Below are 21,586 nucleotides of genomic sequence, written 5' to 3'. Positions count from 1 at the left end.
GCGCGTGGATCAGCCCAAACGCGCCAGTTGATCGCGCAAGCGGGCCAGCGTGGTGCCAAAGTTGGCCACGCGCTCTTTTTCCTGCTCAATCACGGCTGGCGGGGCTTTGGCCACAAAGGCTTCGTTGCCCAGCTTGGCCTGGGCTTTTTTGACTTCGCCCTCCAATTTGGCGATTTCTTTGGCCAAACGGGCTTTTTCAGCAGCCACATCGACTTCGACAAACAAGCACAAACGCGCATCGCCAAACACGGCCACCGGTGCAGCGGCAGCGGCTTGGGCCCAGGCGGCTTCGTCGGCGAAGACTTGCACTTCGCTGAGTTTGGCCAAGGCTTTGAGGGCTGGGGCTGCGGCTTCCAGGCGTGCCAGTGTGGCGGCATCGCTGGCGGTGGCGTACAGGGGCACGCGTTGCGCTGGGCTGATGGCCATTTCGCCGCGCAAATTGCGGCAGGCATCGACCAGGGCTTTGATGTGTGCGACTTCGGCCTCGGCCGCTTCGTTGATGTTCTCGGCCTGGCTCTCTGGGTAAACGGCAATGGCTACTGAGTCGCCGGTTTTACCTGCGACTGGGGCCACCACCTGCCACAGCGCTTCCGTGACGAACGGAATCAGCGGGTGGGCCAAGCGCAAAATCGCTTCGAGCACGCGGATCAGCGTGGCGCGGGTGGCGCGCTGCTGGGCTTCGTTGCCGGTTTGCAGCTGGGTTTTGGCGATTTCCAAATACCAGTCGCAGAATTCGTTCCAGACGAACTCATACATGGCGTTGGCCACGTTGTCGAGGCGGTATTCGGCAAAGCCTTGGGCCACGTCGGCTTCGACTTTTTGCAAGATCGAGATGATCCATTGGTCGGCGCTACTGCGTGCCTTGGCAATTTCGGCCGCTTCCGTGCCTACGCCGCAGTCGTAGCCTTCGCAGTTCATCAGCACAAAGCGGCTGGCGTTCCAGAGCTTGTTGCAGAAGTTGCGATAGCCTTCGCAGCGCTTGGAGTCGAAGTTGATATTGCGACCCAAAGAAGCCAGCGCGGCAAAGGTAAAGCGCAGCGCGTCGGCGCCGTAGGCTGGAATGCCTTCGGGGAATTCTTTTTTGGTGTTTTTGATGACTTGCGGTGCAGTCTCAGGCTTGCGCAGGCCGGTCGTGCGTTTCTCCAGCAAGGGCTCCAGCGCGATGCCGTCGATCAAATCCACTGGATCCAGCACATTGCCTTCTGACTTGGACATTTTCTTGCCCTGTGAGTCGCGCACCAGGCCGTGCATGTACACGTCCTTGAACGGCTCCACACCGGCGAATTGCTCGGTCATCATGATCATCCGGGCGACCCAGAAGAAGATGATGTCGTAGCCTGTGACCAGCACGGACGAGGGCAGGTACAGATTGAAGTCGGACAGTGGGTCGTCTTTGGCTTCGTTGCCTGGCCAGCCTGTCGTAGACAGTGGTACCAACGCGGAGGAGAACCAGGTGTCGAGCACGTCTGGATCGCGGCGCAGTATTTGGCCTGGCGCTTGGGCTTGTGCTTCGGCTTCGCTCTTGGCAACGTACACATTGCCTGCTTCATCGTACCAAGCCGGGATTTGGTGGCCCCACCACAGCTGGCGCGAGATAGTCCAGTCTTGGATGTTGTTCATCCACTGGTTGTAGGTGTTGATCCAGTTTTCTGGCACGAATTGGGTGCGACCCGATTGCACGGCGGCAATGGCCTTGTCCGTGATGCTGCTGCCGTTGGCATCGGCTTTGCTCATGGCGACAAACCATTGGTCGGTCAGCATCGGCTCAATCACTTGGCCGGTGCGATCGCAGATCGGCACCGTCAGCTTGTGCTTTTTGGTTTCTACCAAAGCACCTTGGGCTTCCAGGTCGGCCACAATGGCTTTGCGTGCGGCAAAACGGTCCAGGCCCTGGTAGGCGGCAGGAATCGCGGCGATATTGGCATCGTCGGGATAGGCGGCTGCCGTTTTGATTTTGGCATCCAGCGTCAGCACACCAATCAAGGGCAACTGGTGGCGTTGGCCAACGGCGTAATCGTTGTAGTCGTGCGCAGGCGTGACTTTGACCACGCCGGTGCCGAATTCACGGTCCACGTATTCATCGGCAATCACTGGAATGGCGCGGCCCACCAAAGGCAAGATGGCTTGTTTGCCAATCAGGTGCTGGTAGCGCTCGTCTTCTGGATGCACCATCAAGGCCGAGTCGCCCAGCATGGTTTCTGGACGGGTCGTGGCAACAACCAAGTGGCCGCTGCCGTCTTCGAGCTGGTAGGCGATATGCCAGAGGCTGCCGTCTTTTTCTTCGTTCTCTACTTCCAGATCAGACACGGCCGATTGCAGCACCGGGTCCCAGTTCACCAGGCGTTTGCCACGGTAAATCAGGCCCTGTTGGTAGAGTTGTACAAACACTTCGACCACGGCTTTGGAGCGCGGCTCGTCCATCGTGAAGTACTCGCGGCTCCAGTCAACGGTGGCGCCAATGCGGCGCATTTGGTTGGTAATTGTGTTGCCCGAATGCTCTTTCCATTCCCACACTTTGGCCACGAAATTCTTGCGTGCTTCCTCAGGCGTAGGGCCCATGTCGTGGCGGCTAATGCCCTGCGCCTGCAGCTGGCGCTCGACCACGATTTGCGTGGCAATACCGGCGTGGTCCGTGCCTGGAATCCAGGCCGTGTTGTAGCCACGCATGCGGTGGTAGCGGGTCAGCGCATCCATCACCGTCTGGTTGAACGCATGGCCCATGTGCAAGGTGCCGGTTACGTTCGGTGGTGGCAGCTGGATCGAGAAGTTCTTGCCCGCTGCCGCGGCTTCGGCGTTAGGGACTCCGGTGCCACGATAACCAGCACGGCCATAGCCACGCGCCTCCCATTCAGGGCCCCATTGCGCTTCAATGGCAGCAGGTTCAAAAGATTTGGCCAGACTCTCTAGGCCTGGCTGGGCGGGGGCTTGTGTGCTCATAGGTGCAATCTGCTAAGGGACAGTGGCATATAGCCATGGCAGCCAAGCCAGTCATGCAGGGCTTGGGCGCGGCGAAATGCCTAGAATCAGGGGCGAATCAGTGTGAATCGGTGGCCGCTATTCTAATGGCGTGGCCGTAGTAGAGCGAGACATGCCGAAATTCAGCTGACTCTTCCAGATCGGGCCAGGTCGTGGCCGGTGCTTGCCCAAGGCGCTGGTAATGCGGGTGCTGGAAGTCGCGCACGCGCGAGTCGGCCACCATGACCTCGTCTGCGGCCTGCGCAAAGCGGTCCAGCCAGCACAGGTTGGCGCGGTCGTACAGCACATCGGCGGCGACAATCCAGTCAGCCTTGGGGGCCGTGTCAAAGTTGTCGCAAATCTCCAGCGTCACGCCGTTGGCCGCCGCATTGGCCACGCAGGCCTGACGCGCTAGCGGGTCGATGTCGCAGGCGATCACTCGGGCCGCCCCAGCCAACGCCGCGGCAATTGCCACGACGCCTGAGCCCGCGCCAAAGTCCAGCAGGGTTTTGCCGCGCACGCGGTCGGGATGCTCCAGCAGCCACTGCGCCATCACCTGGCCGCTGGCCCAGCAAAAACACCAGTACAGCGGCTCATTCTGGATGCGCTGCACTTCTGCGTCGGTGAATGCACGCCGCAAGGGTGCGGCATCCAGCAACCACAACTGGATCGGCGAGTTGGGTAAGTGCGTCAGCACCAGGCGGGCGTCATGCAGCTGCTGTGACAGCGCGTGTTGCAGCGGCTGCAATGCCGGGTTGGGTGGCGAGTGGGGGTGGGTAAGGTGGTTCATGGCATGGTCTGGCGGGCCTGGTGCCCAAGACGGAAGAGGACGGCGCTGGCAGGAATAAAGGGCAAAGCACAAGGCGTGATCGAGCTGGCACAATAGCTAGCACCCTGATTTCACCACGTCCGAGCCATGGCCAAAACACATTTCACTGCTCCCGAGCGTACTTTGCTGTGGCTGGTGGCCATCGGTTTTTTCATGCAGTCGCTGGACGGCACCATCGTCAACACGGCTTTGCCGGCGATTGCACACAGTCTGAATGAAAGTCCACTGCGCATGCAGACGGCGGTGGTGGCGTATGCGTTGACGATGGCGGTGGTGATTCCGGCCTCGGGTTGGCTGGCTGACCGTTTTGGCACGCGGCGTATTTTCATGACGGCAGCGGTCTTGTTCGCCTTGGGTTCACTGGCTTGTGCGCTGGCGCCCACCTTGAACATGCTGATTGCCGCAAGGGTGTTGCAGGGCTTGGGTGGGGCTTTGCTGCTGCCGGTCGGGCGTCTGGCAGTGCTGCGCAGCTTTCCCAAAGACAAATTTTTGGAAGCGATGAGCTTTGTCGCTGTGCCAGGCTTGATGGGGCAGTTGATTGGCCCGACCCTGGGCGGGATCCTAGTCGAAGCAGTCAGCTGGCATTGGATTTTCCTGATCAATGTACCCATTGGTTTGGTTGGTGCTTTTGCGGCCAAGCGCTTAATGCCCGATTTGCGCGATGCAAAGGTCGGCCCGCTTGATGGCTCGGGCTATTTGATGCTGACGGTGGCGATGGTCTGCATGTCGCTGTCACTTGACGGCCTGGGGGGCTTGGGCTTTCAGCACGTCACCGTGCTGGTGCTGCTGCTGGCCGGACTGGCTGGATTAACGGCGTACTGGCTGCACGCCAACAAGGTCAGCCAGCCCTTGTTCTCGCCCCATTTGTTCAGCGTGCCCAGTTTCAGGGTCGGAATTTTGGGCAATTTGTTCGCCCGCATTGGCTCTGGTGCCATGCCTTATATGATTCCGCTGCTGATGCAGCTGAGTATGGGTTACAGCCCCGCGCAGGCAGGTATGCTGATGCTGCCAATGGCCTTGGCCAGTATCACCATCAAGCCGCTGGCCACGCGCTTGATTCACCGCTATGGCTACCGCTATGTGCTGAGTGTCAACACGGTGGTGTTGGGCATGCTGATCATGGGCTTTGCATTGATGACGCCCGAGCAGCCTTTGTGGCTGCGGATTGTGCAAATGGCCTTGTTTGGCGCCGTGAATTCGCTGCAGTTCACCTGCATGAACACCGTAACGCTCAAGGACCTGGAGTCGCACCAAGCCAGCAGCGGCAACAGCATGCTGTCCATGGTGCAAATGCTCTCGATGGGCATGGGCGTGGCCGTTGCTGCCGCCTTGATTGCCAGCTTCCAGCAATGGCTGGGGGTCACCGAGATCACCGGCAGTGCCAATGCGTTTCGCGGCGCGTTTGTCTGCATCGGCATAGTGACCGTGCTGTCGGCCTGGGTGTTTTGGCAGTTGGAAGACGACCATGCTCCGGGCGAACCCGGCGATGCGCTGGCGAAAAAGGCCATCGGGCCTGGTGAGCATGACCATTGATTAGCTGGTGCAGCTGGCACTTGGCTACAAGGCACTTTGAAGACGGTATTGGGTGGCTGCAGGCATCCAAATTACGCCGCGCACGCCAGCTCGCCTCGCCCGTTTCGATCTTGGGGTACTGGTATGCCAAAAGGCTGAATGTATTCAACAACAGGGCTTATCGCCATGCAGGTTTGACATGCAGTGATTGTGCAAGCGCAGGTGTGTCCCCTGCTTGCTGTCTATTCCCATTGCCAGCCAGCACAGGCGCAGGAATGCACAGATAATGCTTTTTTGACCATCCCGCAAAGAATAGAAAAGGAATCGTATGACGCAAGCTCCTGTGGCGATTGTGACCGGTGGAGGCTCCGGTATTGGCAAGGCGGTGGCGCTGACTTTGGCCCAGGCCGGTTATCGCGTGGCCATTGCCGGTCGGCGTGCCGATGCACTGCAGCAAGTGGCGCAAGAAGCCCAAGGCGCGGCGCACGGGGTGTTGCCGGTCGCCACGGATGTGACCAACCCAGCCGAAGTGGCGCAATTGTTTGATACCGTCGTGGCGCAATGGGGCCGCGTGGACTTGTTGTTTAACAACGCCGGGCGCAGCAACCCGCCGGGTGATTTTGTGGATTGGACCGCTGAGCAGTGGCAGGACGTTGTGGGTGTGAACCTCAATGGCATGTTCTATTGCATTCAGCACGCTTTCAAGGCCATGCGCAGCCAAAGTCCACGCGGTGGTCGCATCATCAATAACGGCTCGATCTCAGCGTATGCGCCACGCCCCAATTCGATGGCTTACACCGCCACCAAGCACGCGGTGTCCGGTTTGACCAAAAGCGCCAGCCTCGATGGCCGCGCCTACGATATTGCCGTGGGTCAGATTGATGTTGGCAATGCTTACACAGAGCTGGCTGCGCGCATGTCCACAGGCGTGCCGCAAGCCAATGGCGAGATTGCAGTTGAAGCCATGATGGATGTCAATACGGTGGCCCAGTCGGTGCTGTACATGGCCAGCTTGCCACTGGAGGCCAATGTTTTGTTCCACACGGTGATGGCGACCAAGATGCCGTTTGTGGGACGTGGCTGATAGCCATAGTGGCTTGTACAAAGTGGCCTTGATAGGCCGCTTTTTTGCGCTGTGTGTGGCGGCCAGCCGCTGGTAATGACTTAGTGGCGGTGGTGGTGTCTGTCTCTGTCATGACCACGGTGGCCATGGCGTGGGTGCGGACGGTGGTAATTGCCGCGGCCAGGCTTATAGACTGGTGCCGGGGTCACATAAACAGGCGCTGGTGCCACATAGACTGGGGCTGCTGGCGGCACGACAATCACCTGTGGGGCAGGCTGGTAGTGGCGGCCATTGCCGATTTGCACTTGCACGCCCGGCTGCGGTGCGTAATAGCCGCCGGAATTGACTCCCACCGACCATTGAATATCGCCTGCCTGGGCGGTGCCAGACAGGCACCATGCGACCAGGCCCATCGCGCAAAGCAACAGGGCTTTGCCTGACGGAAGGGATGAAAGCGCAGTGTGTCGTATGGGCATGAGAATCTCCGGTAGTTGCTGCAATCGATTTGTTTCACTGATGAATCAACTCGATAGTGATGCGCTTAAGCAAAGCCAAGGTGTCTGCTGCGTAAGCGTGTATGTCGCGATGTAAAGCGTGTCCTGTTTATTTTTTACAATTGGTTCACTATTATCCAAACGCGGTCTGGGGCTTTGGGTTGACGTACAGGCTTGGTAGCAAATTGCAAAAAAACCGCGTATTTGTTCGTGAGCGGACGGCGCACATGGCGTACGTGTGGCATCTGGAGGATGCTGCCTCTACTTGGGCAAACCGGGCCGTTGGATACAAGAGTGGGCAGTTGCGCGTAGGGCCAGCAGGAGGGGCCATCTGCCCAGCGCGTATGCACAGGAGGCGGCTTAGTGGCGGTGGGGCGCAGGTTGTCGCTGGCGTGCGGTGACGCAGTTACAGCTGGTGAAAGCGGTCCAGGCCCAAGCACAATAGGACCAGTAGCACCAGGGCAGCGATCAGGCCGATCCAAGCAAACAGCCCCACCACGACCAGTGGCACGCACCACATCAGCAAGCGTACGGACAGCGCGTAGTAGTGGCCTGCTTTGCGCAGGCAGGTGTGTCCTACAGGTAGCCAATGCTGGCGTTGGGCGCTGCCAACGGGCATGCCAGCCACAAAGCCTGCGTGGTGCCATTGGCGCGCAGACAGGATCGAAAAAATAAACGACAAGCCCAGCAACACCAAAATGGCCAAGAGTGAGAGCAGCGTGGGCGTGTGCAATGCCGCCGCTGGGGGTTGCCAGCTGTTGTAGAGCAGGCTCACGCTCCCCATGAAGGCCAGCGTGGTGGCCGTTGCCGTCATGGTGCAGGACATCAGCGAGTTGCGAATGGTCTGCACGCCCAGCACTTCGGTTCCAGGTGTGGCAGACAAGGACAGTAGCCAGTCCAGGCGCAGTTGTTCATGCTGGCGTGTGGCTGGCGCAGGCCAAAACCACTGCTTGGCAAAGTAGACCAGCGCCAAGCTTAAAGTCAGGCCTACAGGCCATAGTTGATGGTCCATACAGTCACAGGCTTTTCTGGTTACTGGTTATTGGTTATTGGCATAACGGCCAGCGGTTGTTTATCTGTTTGCCTGGGTTCGCTGCTGGGTATAGCGATGCGCAAGCAGCATGCCCAGCACCATGGCAGCGACAAACCAGTACACCTCGATTTGCAAAGTGGCCAAGTTCATCAGGGCAGGCCCAGGGCACAATCCCGTCAAACCCCAGCCTACGCCAAATAGTGCGGCGCCGCTGAGCAGCTTGCGGTCTATGGCGTTTGAGGCGGGCCAGTGCATCGGCTCTTTGAGCAAGGAGCTGCTGCGGCGCTTGGCCCATGCAAAGGCCAGCGAGCTGCTGCCAATCGCTGCGACCATCACAAGCAGCAACGACGGATCCCATTGGCCGAAGAAATCCAGAAAATTCAGGACTTTTTCAGGGTTTCCCAAACCAGATATAAGCAGACCCAGGCCAAATAGCAAGCCGGCAATATAGGCAATCAAGGTGATCATGAGGACACTCCAGGGGCGATCAAGGGCAGGGCGTGGCGCACCAGAAACACAGTCAATGCAGCTGTGGCCATGAAGACCAGCGTGGCGACGACAGAGCGCATGGACAGGCGTGCGATCCCACATACGCCATGGCCGCTGGTGCATCCAGAGCCCAAACGGGACCCAAATCCAACCAACAAGCCCGCCAGCACGATGGTAGCTGGTGCCGCTTGCAGCTGTATGGCCGGTAATGCGGCAAAAAGTTGCCACAGCAGGGGTGCCGACAATAGGCCCACTGTAAACGCCAGTCGCCAGCCCCATTGGCTGCGGTTGCGCCAGCTGGCACGTTGCAATAAAGCACCGACGATGCCGCTGATGCCGGCTATGCGCCCGAGAAAAAGCACCATCGCTGAGGCGGCCAGGCCAATTAAAAGACCGCCTGCCAAGGCGGCTCCGGGTGTGAATGCGGCCCATTGAATGTTCATGGCTGTTTACTCCCTGCAGCCGCGCCGCAAAACAGTTGATGCACCACTTGCATCAATTCCCAGGCACGTGCATCTGCCAATTGGTACCAAATGAATTTGCCTTCACGCTGGGTCGATACCAGTCCTTCACGGCGCAGTACGCCCAACTGCTGCGACAGGGATGGCTGGCGGATGCCAGTCAATTGCTCTAATTGGGCAACGGTGCGCGCTTGCTCGGCCATTTGGCATAACAGCATCAAACGGTCTTCATTGCCAAGCAGCCTGAGCATGGCAGCGGCCGCACCGGCGTGCTCGCGCATGCTGCTGAAGTCTGGCGCGTCGCTGACTGGAGCAAGAGGCTCTGAAAGGGTTGGATTGGGCATGTCGCCATTCTCCGTATGAGGGTTGTATGATGAAATATATTTTTATATTATATAAAAAAGTATACTACTTGTCGTGCGACAGTGCTTTGCCCTTATAGGAGTTCCCATGGCCATGACTTCACCCCATATCCAGTCTTTTTTTGATGAGGCCACCGGCACATTCAGCTATGTGCTCGCTGATACAGAGACAGGCCAGGCCGCGGTCATTGATCCGGTGTTGGACTTTGATCCCAAGTCAGGCAGCCTGACCAGTGCCAGCAGTGACCGTGTGCTGGACCATATCCGCAAGCACCATTGGCAAGTGCAGTGGATTTTGGAGACCCATGCACACGCTGACCATTTGTCTGGCGCGCAACACATACGCCACCATGCGGGCGGTCGTATCGCCATCAGTGCTGCAATCTGCCAGGTGCAGAAGATTTTTCGCACGGTGTTTCGCTTCGAGCGTGATTTTTTGCCCGATGGCAGCCAGTTCGATTGTTTGCTCGAAGATGGGCAGGTGCTGCAGTTAGGCCGTTTGTCTGTGACGGCGCTGTCTGTGCCTGGCCACACGCCAGCGGACATGGCCTTTATGGTAGGCGATGATATTTTTGTTGGCGATACCTTGTTCATGCCAGATGTGGGTACCGCCCGTGCTGATTTTCCAGGTGGGGATGCCGTGGCACTTTTTAGCTCGATTGGACGCATCTTGCGCTTGCCTTTACAGACGCGCATCCACGTCTGCCATGACTATCCGCCTGCGCATCGAGCGCCTGCGTCCATGTGCACGGTGGCCGAGCAGCGGGCGCAGAATATCCATGTGCGCGATGGCATCACACAAGCGCAGTTTGTTGAGATGCGCAATCAGCGCGATGCCAGCTTGGCGATGCCGACCTTGATCTTGCCAGCGGTGCAGGTGAATGTGAGAGCAGGGCGCTTGCCGCCTGCACAGTCAGATGGCCGTACGTATCTGGAGGTGCCAGTCAATGCGTTTCTTGAGGACAGCGGCCAAGCCCCTGATGGGGTCTGGCAGACCAAGCAAGCGCTGTGTTGAAGCGCGCATACTGCTGGTTGAACGCTGTTTGATAGCTGGCGCTGGCTGGCTCACCATCTAGCGCCAGCCAGCCAGCCAGCATGTGGTGGCCAGAGCGTGGCCTTACATGCGTTATGACCGCGGTCTTATGCCGCGCTTTCAGGCTTATCCTTGATCGCCAAACTGGCGACAGTGGCAATGACCATCGAGGCCACAATCACCCCTAAGGAAACCCAGGTCGAGATGTGCGGCACCCAGGCCAGTGGCTCGCCGCCATTGATGAACGGCAGCTCATTGGTGCTCATTGCATGCAAGACCAGTTTCACGCCGATAAAGGCCAGGATAAACGCAATACCGTATTGCAGGTACTTGAGGCGGTCAAGCAAGCCACCGAGCAGGAAGTACAGCTGGCGCAGACCCATCAACGCAAAGATGTTGGCTGTGAATACGATGAATGGGCTTTGGGTGATACCAAAGATGGCAGGAATCGAGTCAATCGCGAAGATCAGGTCGGTAAAGCCAATGGCGATGAACACCATCAGCATGGGGGTCCAGACCTTGCGGCCATCGATCATCGTGCGCACTTTGGCACCATCGTAGTCTGGCGCAATATTGATGTGCTTGCGGGCCCAGCGCACCACGCCCGGCTCCAGGTCTTCTTCTTCGTCGTCATTGCCAGGGAAGGCCTGGTGGTAGGCGGTGTAGACCAGGAACGCACCGAAGATGTAGAAGACCCAGCTGAAGTTCTGAATCAGCGCGGCGCCCAGCACAATGAAAATACCGCGCAGCACCAGCGCCAAGATAATCCCGACCATCAGCACTTGCTGCTGGTACTGACGCGGGACTCTGAATTGCGCCATCAACAGCACAAAGACAAACAGGTTGTCGATGGACAGCGAGTATTCGGTGAGCCAACCAGCAACAAACTGACCGGCATATTCTTTGCCAGCAAACTGCCACATCAAGGCGGCAAAAATCAAGGCCAAACTGACGTAGAACCCGACCCAGAGGGACGATTCACGCATTGACGGGATATGGGGGCGTTTGACGACCAGCAGCAAATCTGCGATCAAGATGAGGGTCAGCACTACGAATGAGGCGACCTCAAACTTCCAGGGGAGAGCGAGTTCCATGCAATACCTTTAAGGGTGCGCGGTTACAACAGCTCGAAAGTCTCTCCCCCAATGCGGCCACTGGTGCAAACCAGCTCCAAGCCATCGGCACCCAGCCCGGAGGGCCTTGTCATGCCCCCGTATTGACGGACTGGATATCACCAAAAACACTGGCTGCGCGCCAATGCATGGTTTCGGGATACTCCCCTTCGAATTTTTTCGAAGCCGCAATTAGACCACAACTGCGCTTGTCCCGCTAGTCAGGACAAGATAAAAGTTCAGTGCATGCTGCGCGATTGGGGCACTTTGGGTGCCCGATCAGGCGGCAAAAAGCCGCATGCAGCCTAGGCCCATGCGGCTTGGCAATGGACTGGGCTTAAATGCGCTTGGCCAATTCGACGGCTTTGCCAATGTAGCTTGCAGGCGTCAGGGCCAACAGCTGAGTTTTGGCTTCGGCGGGGATGTCCAGGCTCTCAATCAGGCCGTGCAAATCTGCAGCAGTGACAGTTTTGCCACGTGTGACGGCTTTGAGCGCTTCGTAAGCGCCCGACACACCATAGCGACGCATCACGGTTTGGATGGGCTCGGCCAGCACTTCCCAGGCATTGTCGAGGTCGTCTGCAATGGTCTCGGCATTGAGTTCGAGCTTGTTCAAACCCACCATCAGCGAGTTGTAGGCCAGCGCCGAGTAACCCAAGGCCACGCCCAGGTTGCGCAGTACGGTGCTGTCGGTCAAGTCACGTTGCCAGCGGCTGATTGGCAGCTTTTCTGACAGGTGGCGCAGCAAGGCGTTGGCGATACCCAGGTTGCCTTCGGCGTTTTCAAAGTCAATCGGGTTGACCTTGTGCGGCATGGTGGAGGAGCCGATTTCACCGTCTTTGAGTTTTTGTTTGAAAAAGCCCAGGCTGATGTAGCCCCAGATGTCACGGCTAATGTCGATCAGAATGGTGTTGGCACGGGCCACGGCATCGAACAATTCGGCCATGTAGTCGTGCGGCTCGATCTGGATGCTGTAAGGCTGGAACGTCAGGCCCAGACCTTTGGGGGCTGGTGTCTCAATCACTTGGCGGCTAAACGCCTCCCAGTCAAACTCAGGCCAGGCCGACAGGTGGGCGTTGTAGTTGCCCACGGCACCGTTCATTTTGGCGCGCATTGGCACGGCTTCAATATTGCGCACGGCGTGCTGCAGGCGGGCCACCACGTTGGCCAGTTCTTTGCCGACGGTGGTTGGGCTGGCAGTTTGGCCGTGGGTGCGGCTGAGCATCGAGACTTCAGCGTGCGCATGGGCCAGCTCGCGCAGGCGCGCAATCACTTGTTTCAGGCCAGGCAGCACCACTTGCTCACGTGCGGCTTGCAATTGCAGCGCATGGCTGGTGTTGTTGATGTCTTCGCTGGTGCAGGCAAAGTGCACAAATTCAGAGGCGGCTTCCAAGGCTGCGCGGCCTTTGAGTTTGTCCTTGATCCAGTATTCGACAGCTTTGACGTCGTGGTTGGTGACTTTCTCAATGTCTTTGATCGACTGGGCGTCCGCTTCGGAGAACTGGTTCACCAGATCCAGCAAGTAGCCTTGGTCGTCGCTCGACAGCGCTGGAAACTCGGTAAAGCCGGCTTGCGACAGTGCGATAAACCAGGTGATTTCCACTTGCACACGGCGGTGCATGTAGCCGTATTCACTGGCGATAGGGCGCAGAGCGGTAAGTTTTTTTTCGTAGCGCCCATCAAGGGGCGAGAGGGCGGTAAGGGCAGAGAGGTTCATGGGCGTGATTGTAGATCGAACACGCCAGCTAACCAATTGCTTGCTTGCCGATTGCTGGGCCGCAGGCATTAAGAGCCTGCTCAAAGTCTCGACGCAGACCGCGTGCAAGCCCAAAGGAAAGGCACAAAAAAGCGCATTTCTGCGTTGTTTTTTGTGCCTTGCGCGACCCGCAAAAAGATCGCAAACAGGTGCTTAGCGCGCTGTCAAATAGCTTTTCAGGTAATGGCCGGTGTGGCTGGCCGGGTTGGCAGCCACGTCTTCAGGCGTGCCCATTGCGACCACTTGTCCGCCACCTTTGCCGCCTTCTGGCCCCATGTCAATCACCCAGTCAGCGGTTTTGATGACGTCGAGGTTGTGCTCAATGATGACGATGGTGTTGCCCGCATCGCGCAGCTGTTGCAGCACCTGGATCAGCAGGGCAATATCGGCAAAGTGCAGGCCGGTGGTGGGCTCATCGAGGATGTACAGCGTGCGGCCGGTGTCGCGTTTGGACAGCTCCAGCGCGAGTTTGACGCGCTGCGCCTCACCGCCAGACAGCGTGGTCGCGCTCTGACCCAGGCGGATGTAAGACAGGCCCACATCCATCAAGGTTTGCAGCTTGCGCGCAATGCCTGGCACGTCTTTGAAAAAGGCCAGGGCATCTTCCACCGTCATGCCCAGAATGTCGGAGATATTCTTGCCTTTCCACAGCACCTCCAGCGTTTCGCGGTTGTAGCGGCGGCCGTGGCAGACATCGCAGGGCACATAAACGTCGGGCAAGAAGTGCATCTCCACCTTCATCACGCCATCGCCCTGGCAGGCTTCGCAGCGGCCACCGGCAACGTTGAAGGAAAAGCGCCCAGGGCCGTAGCCGCGCTCTTTGGCGGTGTTGACTTCGGCCAGCAGCTCACGAATCGGTGTCATCAGTCCGGTATAGGTGGCCGGGTTGCTGCGCGGCGTGCGGCCAATCGGTGCCTGGTCGACGTTGATGACTTTGTCGAACTGGTCGATGCCTTCGATCTCGTCATGCGCTTCGGGCTCGGTGTGCGAGCGGTACAGGCGCTGCGCGACGGCGGCGTACAAGGTGTCGTTGACCAGGGTGCTTTTGCCCGAGCCGGACACGCCGGTCACGCAGGTCAGCAGACCGACCGGGATGTCGATGTTGACATGGCGCAAATTATTGCCCCGCGCGCCAATGATGCTGAGTTTTTGCAGATTGTCTTTGGCAGCAGACCCAGCCAATGGGGGGCTGGCTTGGGCGGTCGCACTTTTGCGCTCTGAGGCGCTAGGAAAGCCTGTGCTGCTGGCCGCATGGGCCTCTGCCTTGCTGGCACTGTTGTGCAGGGGCAGCCACGGCGTGCGGCGCTTGGGCACCGCAATCGCCAAACGGCCACTGAGGTATTTGCCGGTCAGCGAGTCAGCGTGGTTGCAAATGGCTGCGTAGTCGCCTTGCGCGACCACCTGGCCACCGTGCACCCCCGCGCCGGGGCCCATGTCGATGATTTGATCGGCCGCGCGCATCATGTCTTCGTCGTGTTCGACCACAATCACGCTGTTGCCAATATTGCGCAGGTGCTGCAAGGTGGCAATCAGGCGGTCGTTGTCGCGCTGGTGCAGGCCAATGCTGGGCTCGTCCAGCACATACATCACGCCCGTCAGGCCCGAGCCAATCTGGCTGGCCAGGCGAATGCGCTGGGCCTCGCCGCCCGAGAGCGTGTCGGCGCTGCGGTCCAGGCTCAGGTAGTTCAGGCCGACGTCGTTGAGAAAGCGCAGGCGCGTGGCAATCTCGCGCACGACCTTGGCGGCAATATCGGCTTTGGCGCCTTGCAGTTGCAGGGTTTCAAACCAGTGCTGGGCATCGCCCAGGGTGTCATGGCTGACGTGGTGAATCGGACGCGCTTGCGCGCCCTCGCCAATCATCACGTTCAGCGCTTCGCGGCGCAGGCGTGCACCTTCGCAGACGGGGCAGATTTGCGTCGCGCGGTATTTGGCCAACTCGTCGCGCACGACGTTGGAGTCGGTTTCGCGGTAGCGCCGCTCGATATTGGGCACCACGCCCTCAAACGGGTGCGTGCGCACAACCGGTTTGCCTTTGTTGGGGCCGCTTTCGGTCACATAGGTGAAGGCAATTTCTTCGTCGCCCGAGCCGTACAAGACGATCTGTCGAATGCGCTCTGGCAGCTCTTCAAACGGCGTGTCTTCGGCATTGAAGTCGTAGTAGGCCGCCAGGCTTTGGAATTGGCTGAAGTAGTAGCTATTGCGCCTGTCCCAGCCTTTGATCGCGCCAGAGCCTAAGCTGAGCGTAGGAAAGGCGACGATGCGGGCTGGGTCAAACACCTCTTGCTGGCCCAGGCCATCGCAGGCCGGGCAGGCGCCCATGGGCGCGTTGAATGAGAACAGGCGCGGCTCCAATTCGGGCAGCGTGTAGTCGCAGTGCGGGCAGGCAAACTTGGCGCTGTAGCCGTGCTCGATGTCGGTGTCCATCTCCAGCGCAATCACACGGCCGCTGGCGTTGGCCCCGCCGATGGCGAGGGCTGCCTCAAAACTTTCGGCCAGGCGCTGGCGCATGTCTTGGCGCACTTTGAGGCGGTCGACGACGACATCGATGTCGTGGCGTTCATTTTTTTTCAGCTCGGGCAATTCGTCCTCGGTGACGATGCGCCCATCAATGCGAAAACGCATATAGCCACGCGCTTGCATGGCTTCAAACAAGTCGTGGAATTCGCCTTTCTTGCCGCGCGCCACGGGCGCGAGGATCATCAGCTTGGTGTCCTCTGGCAAGGCCAGCACCGCATCCACCATTTGGCTGACGGTTTGCGAGGACAGTGGCACTTTGTGTTCGGGGCAGTGGGGCGTGCCAGCGCGCGCGTACAGCAGGCGCAGGTAGTCATTGATTTCGGTCACCGTGCCCACGGTGGAGCGTGGGTTGTGGCTGGTGGCTTTTTGCTCGATGCTGATGGCGGGTGACAGGCCTTCGATCAAATCCACATCGGGTTTGTCCAGGCGTCCCAAAAATTGGCGCGCATAAGCCGACAGGCTCTCCACATAGCGCCGCTGGCCTTCGGCATACAAGGTGTCAAACGCCAGTGAGGATTTGCCTGAGCCGGACATGCCGGTAATGACCACCAGTTGGTGGCGTGGCAAGTCCAGGTCGATGTTTTTGAGGTTGTGCGTGCGTGCGCCGCGAATGCTGATGACGCCACTGCCTTGGCGTGGTGGCAGGTAAGCGCCCGCGCTGTCGCCATCAGCGGGGGTGCTGGAGGAGATCGGGGAGGTTGCTGCAGTGGCTTTGGAATCGTCAGTCATTGGGAGTGGCCAAGGCCTGCGCGGTGCCGCGCAGTCCTCAGTGAAGTCATGGTGTAGTGCCCAATCCAGCCCAAGAAAATACGGCGCATTGCGCACAGGCCAAGAAAAAGCAACCGGAAATCATACCCTTTTGGAACGCTTTGTGGGGGTAAGGCTTTGCTGCGGCTATGGCATTGCGTGTGCGGCGGGTGTCCTGGGAGAGCACCATGGTGTTGCTTGGCGGTTGTGCTGGTGCACACGCAAGCTGCCGCGCAAGGCATAAAAAAGTGCATGGCGGCGTTGTCTGTTTTGTCCATCAAGACGCATGGGCTGCAGCAGGCGCCTTGCTCAGCCCCTTTCTTTAGCGGCTCGGATGTGTGCCTTTCATGCGCAAGCCGTTGCCGCACAGCAATCCATTGCCGCCGTGGTTGACTGGTGCAGTCGTAAAAAAACCGCTCAAAAGAGCGGTTTTTGGGGTTTGGCGCATCAAGCTGCTAGGCAGTAGATTGCCAAACAGCCTGTGCTTACAGCAGACCTTTGAGCAAACGGCCCATTTCGGACGGGTTGCGTGTCACGATAAAGCCAGACTCTTCCATCACGGCCAATTTGGCATCTGCGGTGTCTTCGCCACCGGAGATCAAGGCACCTGCGTGGCCCATGCGTTTGCCTGGAGGAGCAGTCACGCCAGCGATAAAGCCAACGACTGGTTTTTTCATGTGCTCTTTGCACCAGCGCGCAGCTTCTGCCTCGTCTGGACCGCCGATTTCACCGATCATGATCACGGCGTCGGTTTCTGGATCGTCGTTGAAAGCCTTCATCACGTCGATGTGCTTCAAACCGTTGATCGGGTCACCACCGATACCGACGGCAGACGACTGGCCAATGCCCAGTTCAGTCAATTGCGCCACGGCTTCGTATGTCAGTGTACCGGAGCGGGACACCACGCCAACGCGGCCTTTTTTGTGGATGTGGCCAGGCATGATGCCGATTTTGATCTCGTCAGGCGTGATCAAACCTGGGCAGTTAGGGCCCAACAGCAAGGTTTTCTTGCCGCCAGCAGCTTCCTTGGCACGCATGCGATTGCGCACTTCCAGCATGTCGCGCACTGGGATGCCTTCAGTGATACAGATGGCCAGATCCAGGTCGGCTTCCACAGCTTCCCAAATGGCGGCTGCTGCACCTGCTGGTGGCACGTAGATCACGGACACAGTGGCGCCAGTTTCGGCAGCAGCGTCTTTCACTGTCGCGAAAATTGGCACGTCGAAAATCTTTTCGCCGGCTTTTTTCGGGTTCACGCCAGCGACGAAGCAGTTTTTGCCGTTCGCGTACTCAATGCACTTTTCAGTGTGGAACTGGCCAGTTTTGCCAGTAATCCCTTGGGTGATGACTCGGGTGTCTTTATTGATATAGATGGACATGGCAATTCCTTACTTCTTGACGGCAGCCACCACTTTTTCAGCGGCTTCGGCCATGGTGTCGGCACTGATGATTGGCAGGCCAGAGTCTTTGAGCATTTGTTTGCCCAGCTCTTCGTTGGTGCCTTTCATGCGCACAACCAGTGGCACTTTCAGATCCACTGCGCGGCTGGCAGTGATCACGCCAGTGGCGATGGTGTCGCACTTCATGATGCCACCGAAGATGTTGACCAGGATGGCCTCCACTTTGGGGTTTTGCAACATGATTTTGAAAGCTTCGGTGACTTTCTCAGGAGTCGCACCGCCGCCCACGTCCAGGAAGTTGGCTGGCTCGCCGCCAAACAGCTTGATGGTGTCCATGGTGGCCATGGCCAAACCGGCGCCGTTCACCAAGCAACCAATGTTGCCGTCCAGGCTGATGTAAGCCAGGTCGAACTTGGAAGCTTCTACTTCGGCTGCATCTTCTTCGTCCAGGTCACGCAAAGCCACGATTTCTGGCAGGCGGAACAGCGCGTTGGCGTCGAAGTTGAACTTGGCGTCCAGAGCAATCAGATTGCCTTTGCTGTCGCGGTTCAGTGGGTTGATTTCCACCAACGCAGCGTCGGTGTCCATGTAGCACTGGTACAGCTTTTTGGCGATGTCGATGAATTGGGCTTCAGACTCGGCTGGCAATTGGATGCCTTGGGCCAGTTCTTTGCCTTGTGCGTCTGTCAAGCCGACCAGCGGGTCAACAAACACAGTGATGATTTTCTCAGGAGTGCTGTGGGCCACTTCCTCGATGTCCATACCGCCTTCGCTGGAAGCGATGAACGCGACTTTTTGCGTTGCACGGTCGGTGACGACAGACAGGTAGTATTCTTTTTGAATGTCCGCGCCTTCTTCGATGTAGAGGCGGCGCACTTTTTGGCCTTCAGGGCCAGTTTGGTGTGTGACCAACTGCATGCCCAGGATTTGCTCGGACAGTGCTTTGACGTCGTCGATTGTTTTGGCCACTTTAACGCCGCCGCCTTTACCGCGACCACCAGCGTGAATTTGTGCCTTGACCACCCATACAGGGCCGCCCAGCTTCTGTGCTGCTTCAACGGCTTCTTGCACGGTGAATGCAGGGATTCCACGGGGCACAGGCACCCCAAACTTACGCAAGATTTCCTTGCCTTGGTACTCGTGAATCTTCATGAGGGATCTCTTTGGGAGGGGATGGATTGAAAAAAAGAGCTGCAGAGCAAACTTGCAGCGGTGATTATGGGCGCAATCCGAGTGCAGGCGCATTAGCCCTGATCGGAAGCAGCTCATGTATCATGCCTAGCTTGCGCATCGCCATGCGATGCACCCCTAGATGACGAAGCTAAGCGGGCGCATTGTAACGTTCCCTTTGCTTGGTGTGCAATGCACAATTCGTTGCAGAACGCAGCATTGCTGGTGAGAGCGGCGCTGGTTGCGGGTTTTCCCAAGGCGTCCCCGTTAGAATTGATCGAATGTCCCTAGAAATCTAGGGAAAACCACTACAGATAATCCCATGGCAAAAGTCTTTATTGATGGTGAAGCAGGTACAACCGGTTTGCAAATTCGCGAGCGACTGGCCAATCTCAGTGCAGTTGAGGTGGTGAGCATTGCGCCTGAGTTGCGCAAAGATCCTGCAGCGAAGAAAGCCTTGATTGCTGGCGTAGATCTGGTGGTTTTGTGCTTGCATGACGATGCCGCGCGTGAAACCGTGGCGATGGTGGAGACGATTGAGCAAGCAACCGGCAAGGTCATTCGTGTCGTCGATGCTTCAACAGCCCACCGCATTGCGCCGGGTTGGGTGTATGGTTTTCCAGAGCTGGCCGAGGGCCAGATTGAGCGCATCCAAACAGCCTCGCGCGTGGCCAACCCTGGTTGCTACGCGACCGGCGCGATTGCCATGCTGCGCCCGTTGGTCGATGCTGGCCTTGTGCCTGCTGACTTTGCGGTGAGTTTGCCAGCTGTCAGCGGCTACTCTGGTGGTGGCCGCAGCATGATTGAAGCCTACGAATCAGGCCAAGCCCCAGCCTTTGAGCTGTATGCCTTGGGCCTGGCGCACAAACATATTCCAGAAATTCTGGCTTGTACCGGTTTGAAGGCGCGGCCATTGTTTGTGCCTTCGGTGGGCAATTTCCGCCAAGGCATGCTGGTGCAGTTGCCACTGCATCTTGATGCCTTGCCTGGCAAGGTCACGGCGCAAGACCTGCACCAGGCGCTGGCGGCACACTATGCAAAAACCAATACGCCAGAGCAGTATGTGCGCGTGGTGACGCCCGATGACAGTGGCAAGCTAGAGCCTCAGGCGCTCAACGACACGAACAATCTTGAAATCCGTGTCTACAGCAATGACGCCCAGCGCCAAGCGGTGGTGATTGCCCGTTTGGACAATCTGGGCAAAGGCGCCAGTGGTGCTGCAGTGCAAAACCTCAAGCTGATGCTGCAGATTGCCTAAGCTTGCATGGCCGTCAGCCTTTATGGCTGCATTGGCCATTTGAAATACAGCTCGCTTGTGGGTTAAGCTGTAGCCACATATTAAAAACAGCATTGAGCCGATCATGGATGATCTCTCCACCTATTTTGCGGCATTTGGCACCAGCGCATTGCTGGCATTGGCAGCGCTTTTGCCAATCGCCAATCCGACCAGCACGGCGCCAATTTTCCTGTCGCTGACAGAAGGTGCGTCTGAGAAAACCCGCCAGGAATTGGCCAAGCGCATCGCCCGCAATGTGTTTTTGTTGATGGTGGGCGCGACCCTGTTGGGCTCGATTGTGCTGGATGTATTTGGCATCTCCCTTGATATCGTGCGCGCAGCAGGCGGTTTGATTGTGGTCAATATTGGCTGGCGCATGCTGACCAGCAATGGCGGCGAGTCACCCAGAGCGGCAAAAATCGCCGAGAGCTACACGCCCGAAATGGTGCGCTCACAAGCTTTTTTTCCGCTGTCGTTTCCGATCTCTTGCGGGCCAGGTACGATTTCTGCGGCCATCACCGTGGGGGTGAGTTTGGCCTCCCCCACGATCACCATGTCTGTGGTGCGCACTGCGGGAGCGGTAGTGGGCTTGGCCATCATTGCGATGATCGTGTTTCTGAGCTATCGCTATGCCGAATATTTGCTGCGTTTGCTCGGCGATAACGGCACGGTCGTGTTCTTGCGTCTCTCGGCCTTTATTTTGCTGTGCTTGGGCATCCAGATTTTCTGGGATGGTGCGGGCAATTTGCTGTCCGACGCCATCCACAACGGCATTGCCAAAGTGCCTGTGCCTGCGCAGCCGTTATAAGAACGTGCTTACGATCTTTTTACAGACCGCGTTGGAGCCCAAAAAAAGCGCATGACTGCGCTGCCTCTTTTTTGTGCCTTGCGCGACTGCGCCGAGATTTTGAACAGGCTCTAAGCCCACTGTCTGCAGGCCTTGCAGGTATTCAATCATTCAATACGCTGCCACACCTCTTCCCAGTGCCGCTTGGGAAGTCGCCATGCCCTTGGCATCTCAGTGACGGAGCGCGCATGTGGCTCTTGGCAACCCTTCTCGCAGGCGGATGCCTGTTGCTTGCAAGAGCCGCGAAAGAGCCGCTGATCAGGAACAACATAGACCATTCGATCGATAGCCGCCATGCGGGCAGCCCTGTGGGCTGGACCACACTTGCGGGGCGGCGCCTTGCCCCTTCATAACGTGTCAGTGGCTTAAGATGGTCGAATATGGCAGTGGCGTTCGCAGCGTGGATGGAGGCCAGGCCATATGCTTGCGCCTTGCTGTACGCCGTATAAGGGTTTGTGTGTAGAACTAAGGAACAATTGTTTAACTGATGCGACTGCAGTACAACTGAGGCCATTTTTCCCCCTATTTTA

17 protein-coding genes are annotated in these 21,586 nt (G+C 58.1%); 5 read left to right on the top strand and 12 right to left on the bottom strand.

What is annotated here, in order from left to right:
• Positions 1–9 precede the first annotated feature (9 nt).
• Both E8K88_RS07505 and E8K88_RS07500 read right to left on the bottom strand, forming a co-directional pair.
• On the bottom strand, positions 10–2,937 hold the full coding sequence (locus E8K88_RS07505) for a valine--tRNA ligase (protein WP_136406047.1): 2,928 nt from the start codon (positions 2,935–2,937) through the stop codon (positions 10–12).
• Between the two features lie 97 nt (positions 2,938–3,034).
• A complete protein-coding gene (locus tag E8K88_RS07500; RefSeq protein ID WP_136406046.1) occupies positions 3,035–3,745 on the bottom strand; it encodes a class I SAM-dependent methyltransferase in 711 nt (236 codons plus the stop codon).
• Positions 3,746–3,871: 126 nt separating this feature from the next.
• Between E8K88_RS07500 and mdtD the strand changes: the two genes are divergently transcribed.
• The gene (gene mdtD / locus E8K88_RS07495; RefSeq protein ID WP_136406045.1) at positions 3,872–5,317 is read left to right on the top strand and encodes a multidrug transporter subunit MdtD; all 1,446 of its coding nucleotides are present in this window, start codon (positions 3,872–3,874) and stop codon (positions 5,315–5,317) included.
• A gap of 307 nt (positions 5,318–5,624) precedes the next feature.
• Positions 5,625–6,380, top strand: a complete 756-nt coding sequence (locus tag E8K88_RS07490) for an SDR family oxidoreductase (RefSeq protein WP_136406044.1) — start codon at positions 5,625–5,627, stop codon at positions 6,378–6,380.
• A gap of 80 nt (positions 6,381–6,460) precedes the next feature.
• Here E8K88_RS07490 and E8K88_RS07485 read toward each other — a convergent pair whose 3' ends face one another.
• The 5 genes from E8K88_RS07485 to E8K88_RS07465 all read right to left on the bottom strand — a co-directional run bounded on the left by E8K88_RS07485 (position 6,461) and on the right by E8K88_RS07465 (position 9,180).
• Entirely contained in the window at positions 6,461–6,835 is a 375-nt protein-coding gene (locus E8K88_RS07485) for a hypothetical protein (protein ID WP_136406043.1), read from the bottom strand.
• Positions 6,836–7,259: 424 nt separating this feature from the next.
• Entirely contained in the window at positions 7,260–7,865 is a 606-nt protein-coding gene (locus tag E8K88_RS07480; RefSeq protein WP_136406042.1) for a DUF599 family protein, read from the bottom strand.
• Between the two features lie 60 nt (positions 7,866–7,925).
• Positions 7,926–8,354: a DUF6691 family protein gene (locus E8K88_RS07475; RefSeq protein WP_136406041.1), complete on the bottom strand. Its 429-nt coding sequence runs from the start codon at positions 8,352–8,354 to the stop codon at positions 7,926–7,928.
• Positions 8,351–8,818 carry a YeeE/YedE family protein gene (locus E8K88_RS07470; protein WP_136406040.1) on the bottom strand — a complete coding sequence of 156 codons (468 nt, stop codon included), beginning with the start codon at positions 8,816–8,818 and terminating at the stop codon, positions 8,351–8,353. The genes E8K88_RS07475 and E8K88_RS07470 overlap by 4 nt, the downstream gene beginning before the upstream one ends.
• Entirely contained in the window at positions 8,815–9,180 is a 366-nt protein-coding gene (locus E8K88_RS07465; protein ID WP_136406039.1) for an ArsR/SmtB family transcription factor, read from the bottom strand. The genes E8K88_RS07470 and E8K88_RS07465 overlap by 4 nt, the downstream gene beginning before the upstream one ends.
• 106 nt (positions 9,181–9,286) lie before the next feature.
• Between E8K88_RS07465 and E8K88_RS07460 the strand changes: the two genes are divergently transcribed.
• Positions 9,287–10,213: an MBL fold metallo-hydrolase gene (locus tag E8K88_RS07460; RefSeq protein ID WP_420813564.1), complete on the top strand. Its 927-nt coding sequence runs from the start codon at positions 9,287–9,289 to the stop codon at positions 10,211–10,213.
• A gap of 125 nt (positions 10,214–10,338) precedes the next feature.
• Here the strand turns inward: E8K88_RS07460 and E8K88_RS07455 are convergent, their stop codons facing one another.
• The 5 genes from E8K88_RS07455 to sucC form a co-directional block, all read right to left on the bottom strand.
• A complete protein-coding gene (locus E8K88_RS07455; RefSeq protein WP_136406037.1) occupies positions 10,339–11,325 on the bottom strand; it encodes a TerC family protein in 987 nt (328 codons plus the stop codon).
• Positions 11,326–11,680: 355 nt separating this feature from the next.
• On the bottom strand, positions 11,681–13,060 hold the full coding sequence (gene purB, locus E8K88_RS07450; RefSeq protein ID WP_136406036.1) for an adenylosuccinate lyase: 1,380 nt from the start codon (positions 13,058–13,060) through the stop codon (positions 11,681–11,683).
• Positions 13,061–13,252: 192 nt separating this feature from the next.
• Complete coding sequence (gene uvrA, locus E8K88_RS07445) at positions 13,253–16,345, bottom strand: excinuclease ABC subunit UvrA (RefSeq protein ID WP_136406035.1); 3,093 nt, start codon at positions 16,343–16,345, stop codon at positions 13,253–13,255.
• A gap of 503 nt (positions 16,346–16,848) precedes the next feature.
• The gene (gene sucD / locus E8K88_RS07440; RefSeq protein WP_136406034.1) at positions 16,849–17,742 is read right to left on the bottom strand and encodes a succinate--CoA ligase subunit alpha; all 894 of its coding nucleotides are present in this window, start codon (positions 17,740–17,742) and stop codon (positions 16,849–16,851) included.
• Between the two features lie 9 nt (positions 17,743–17,751).
• Positions 17,752–18,915 (bottom strand): ADP-forming succinate--CoA ligase subunit beta, encoded by a 1,164-nt coding sequence (sucC, locus tag E8K88_RS07435; RefSeq protein ID WP_136406033.1) that lies wholly within the window; start codon positions 18,913–18,915, stop codon positions 17,752–17,754.
• 340 nt (positions 18,916–19,255) lie between these two features.
• Here sucC and argC point away from each other — a divergent pair, with 340 nt between their 5' ends.
• Both argC and E8K88_RS07425 read left to right on the top strand, forming a co-directional pair.
• The gene (gene argC / locus E8K88_RS07430; RefSeq protein ID WP_136406032.1) at positions 19,256–20,191 is read left to right on the top strand and encodes an N-acetyl-gamma-glutamyl-phosphate reductase; all 936 of its coding nucleotides are present in this window, start codon (positions 19,256–19,258) and stop codon (positions 20,189–20,191) included.
• Between the two features lie 103 nt (positions 20,192–20,294).
• Positions 20,295–21,017, top strand: a complete 723-nt coding sequence (locus E8K88_RS07425) for a MarC family protein (RefSeq protein WP_136406031.1) — start codon at positions 20,295–20,297, stop codon at positions 21,015–21,017.
• Positions 21,018–21,586: the final 569 nt, after the last annotated feature.

The sequence above is a fragment of the Lampropedia aestuarii genome (assembly GCF_004803635.1).
In the GTDB taxonomy this organism is placed as follows: Bacteria; Pseudomonadota; Gammaproteobacteria; order Burkholderiales; family Burkholderiaceae_C; genus Lampropedia; species Lampropedia aestuarii.
This window is presented reverse-complemented; position numbering and strand designations above follow the sequence as displayed.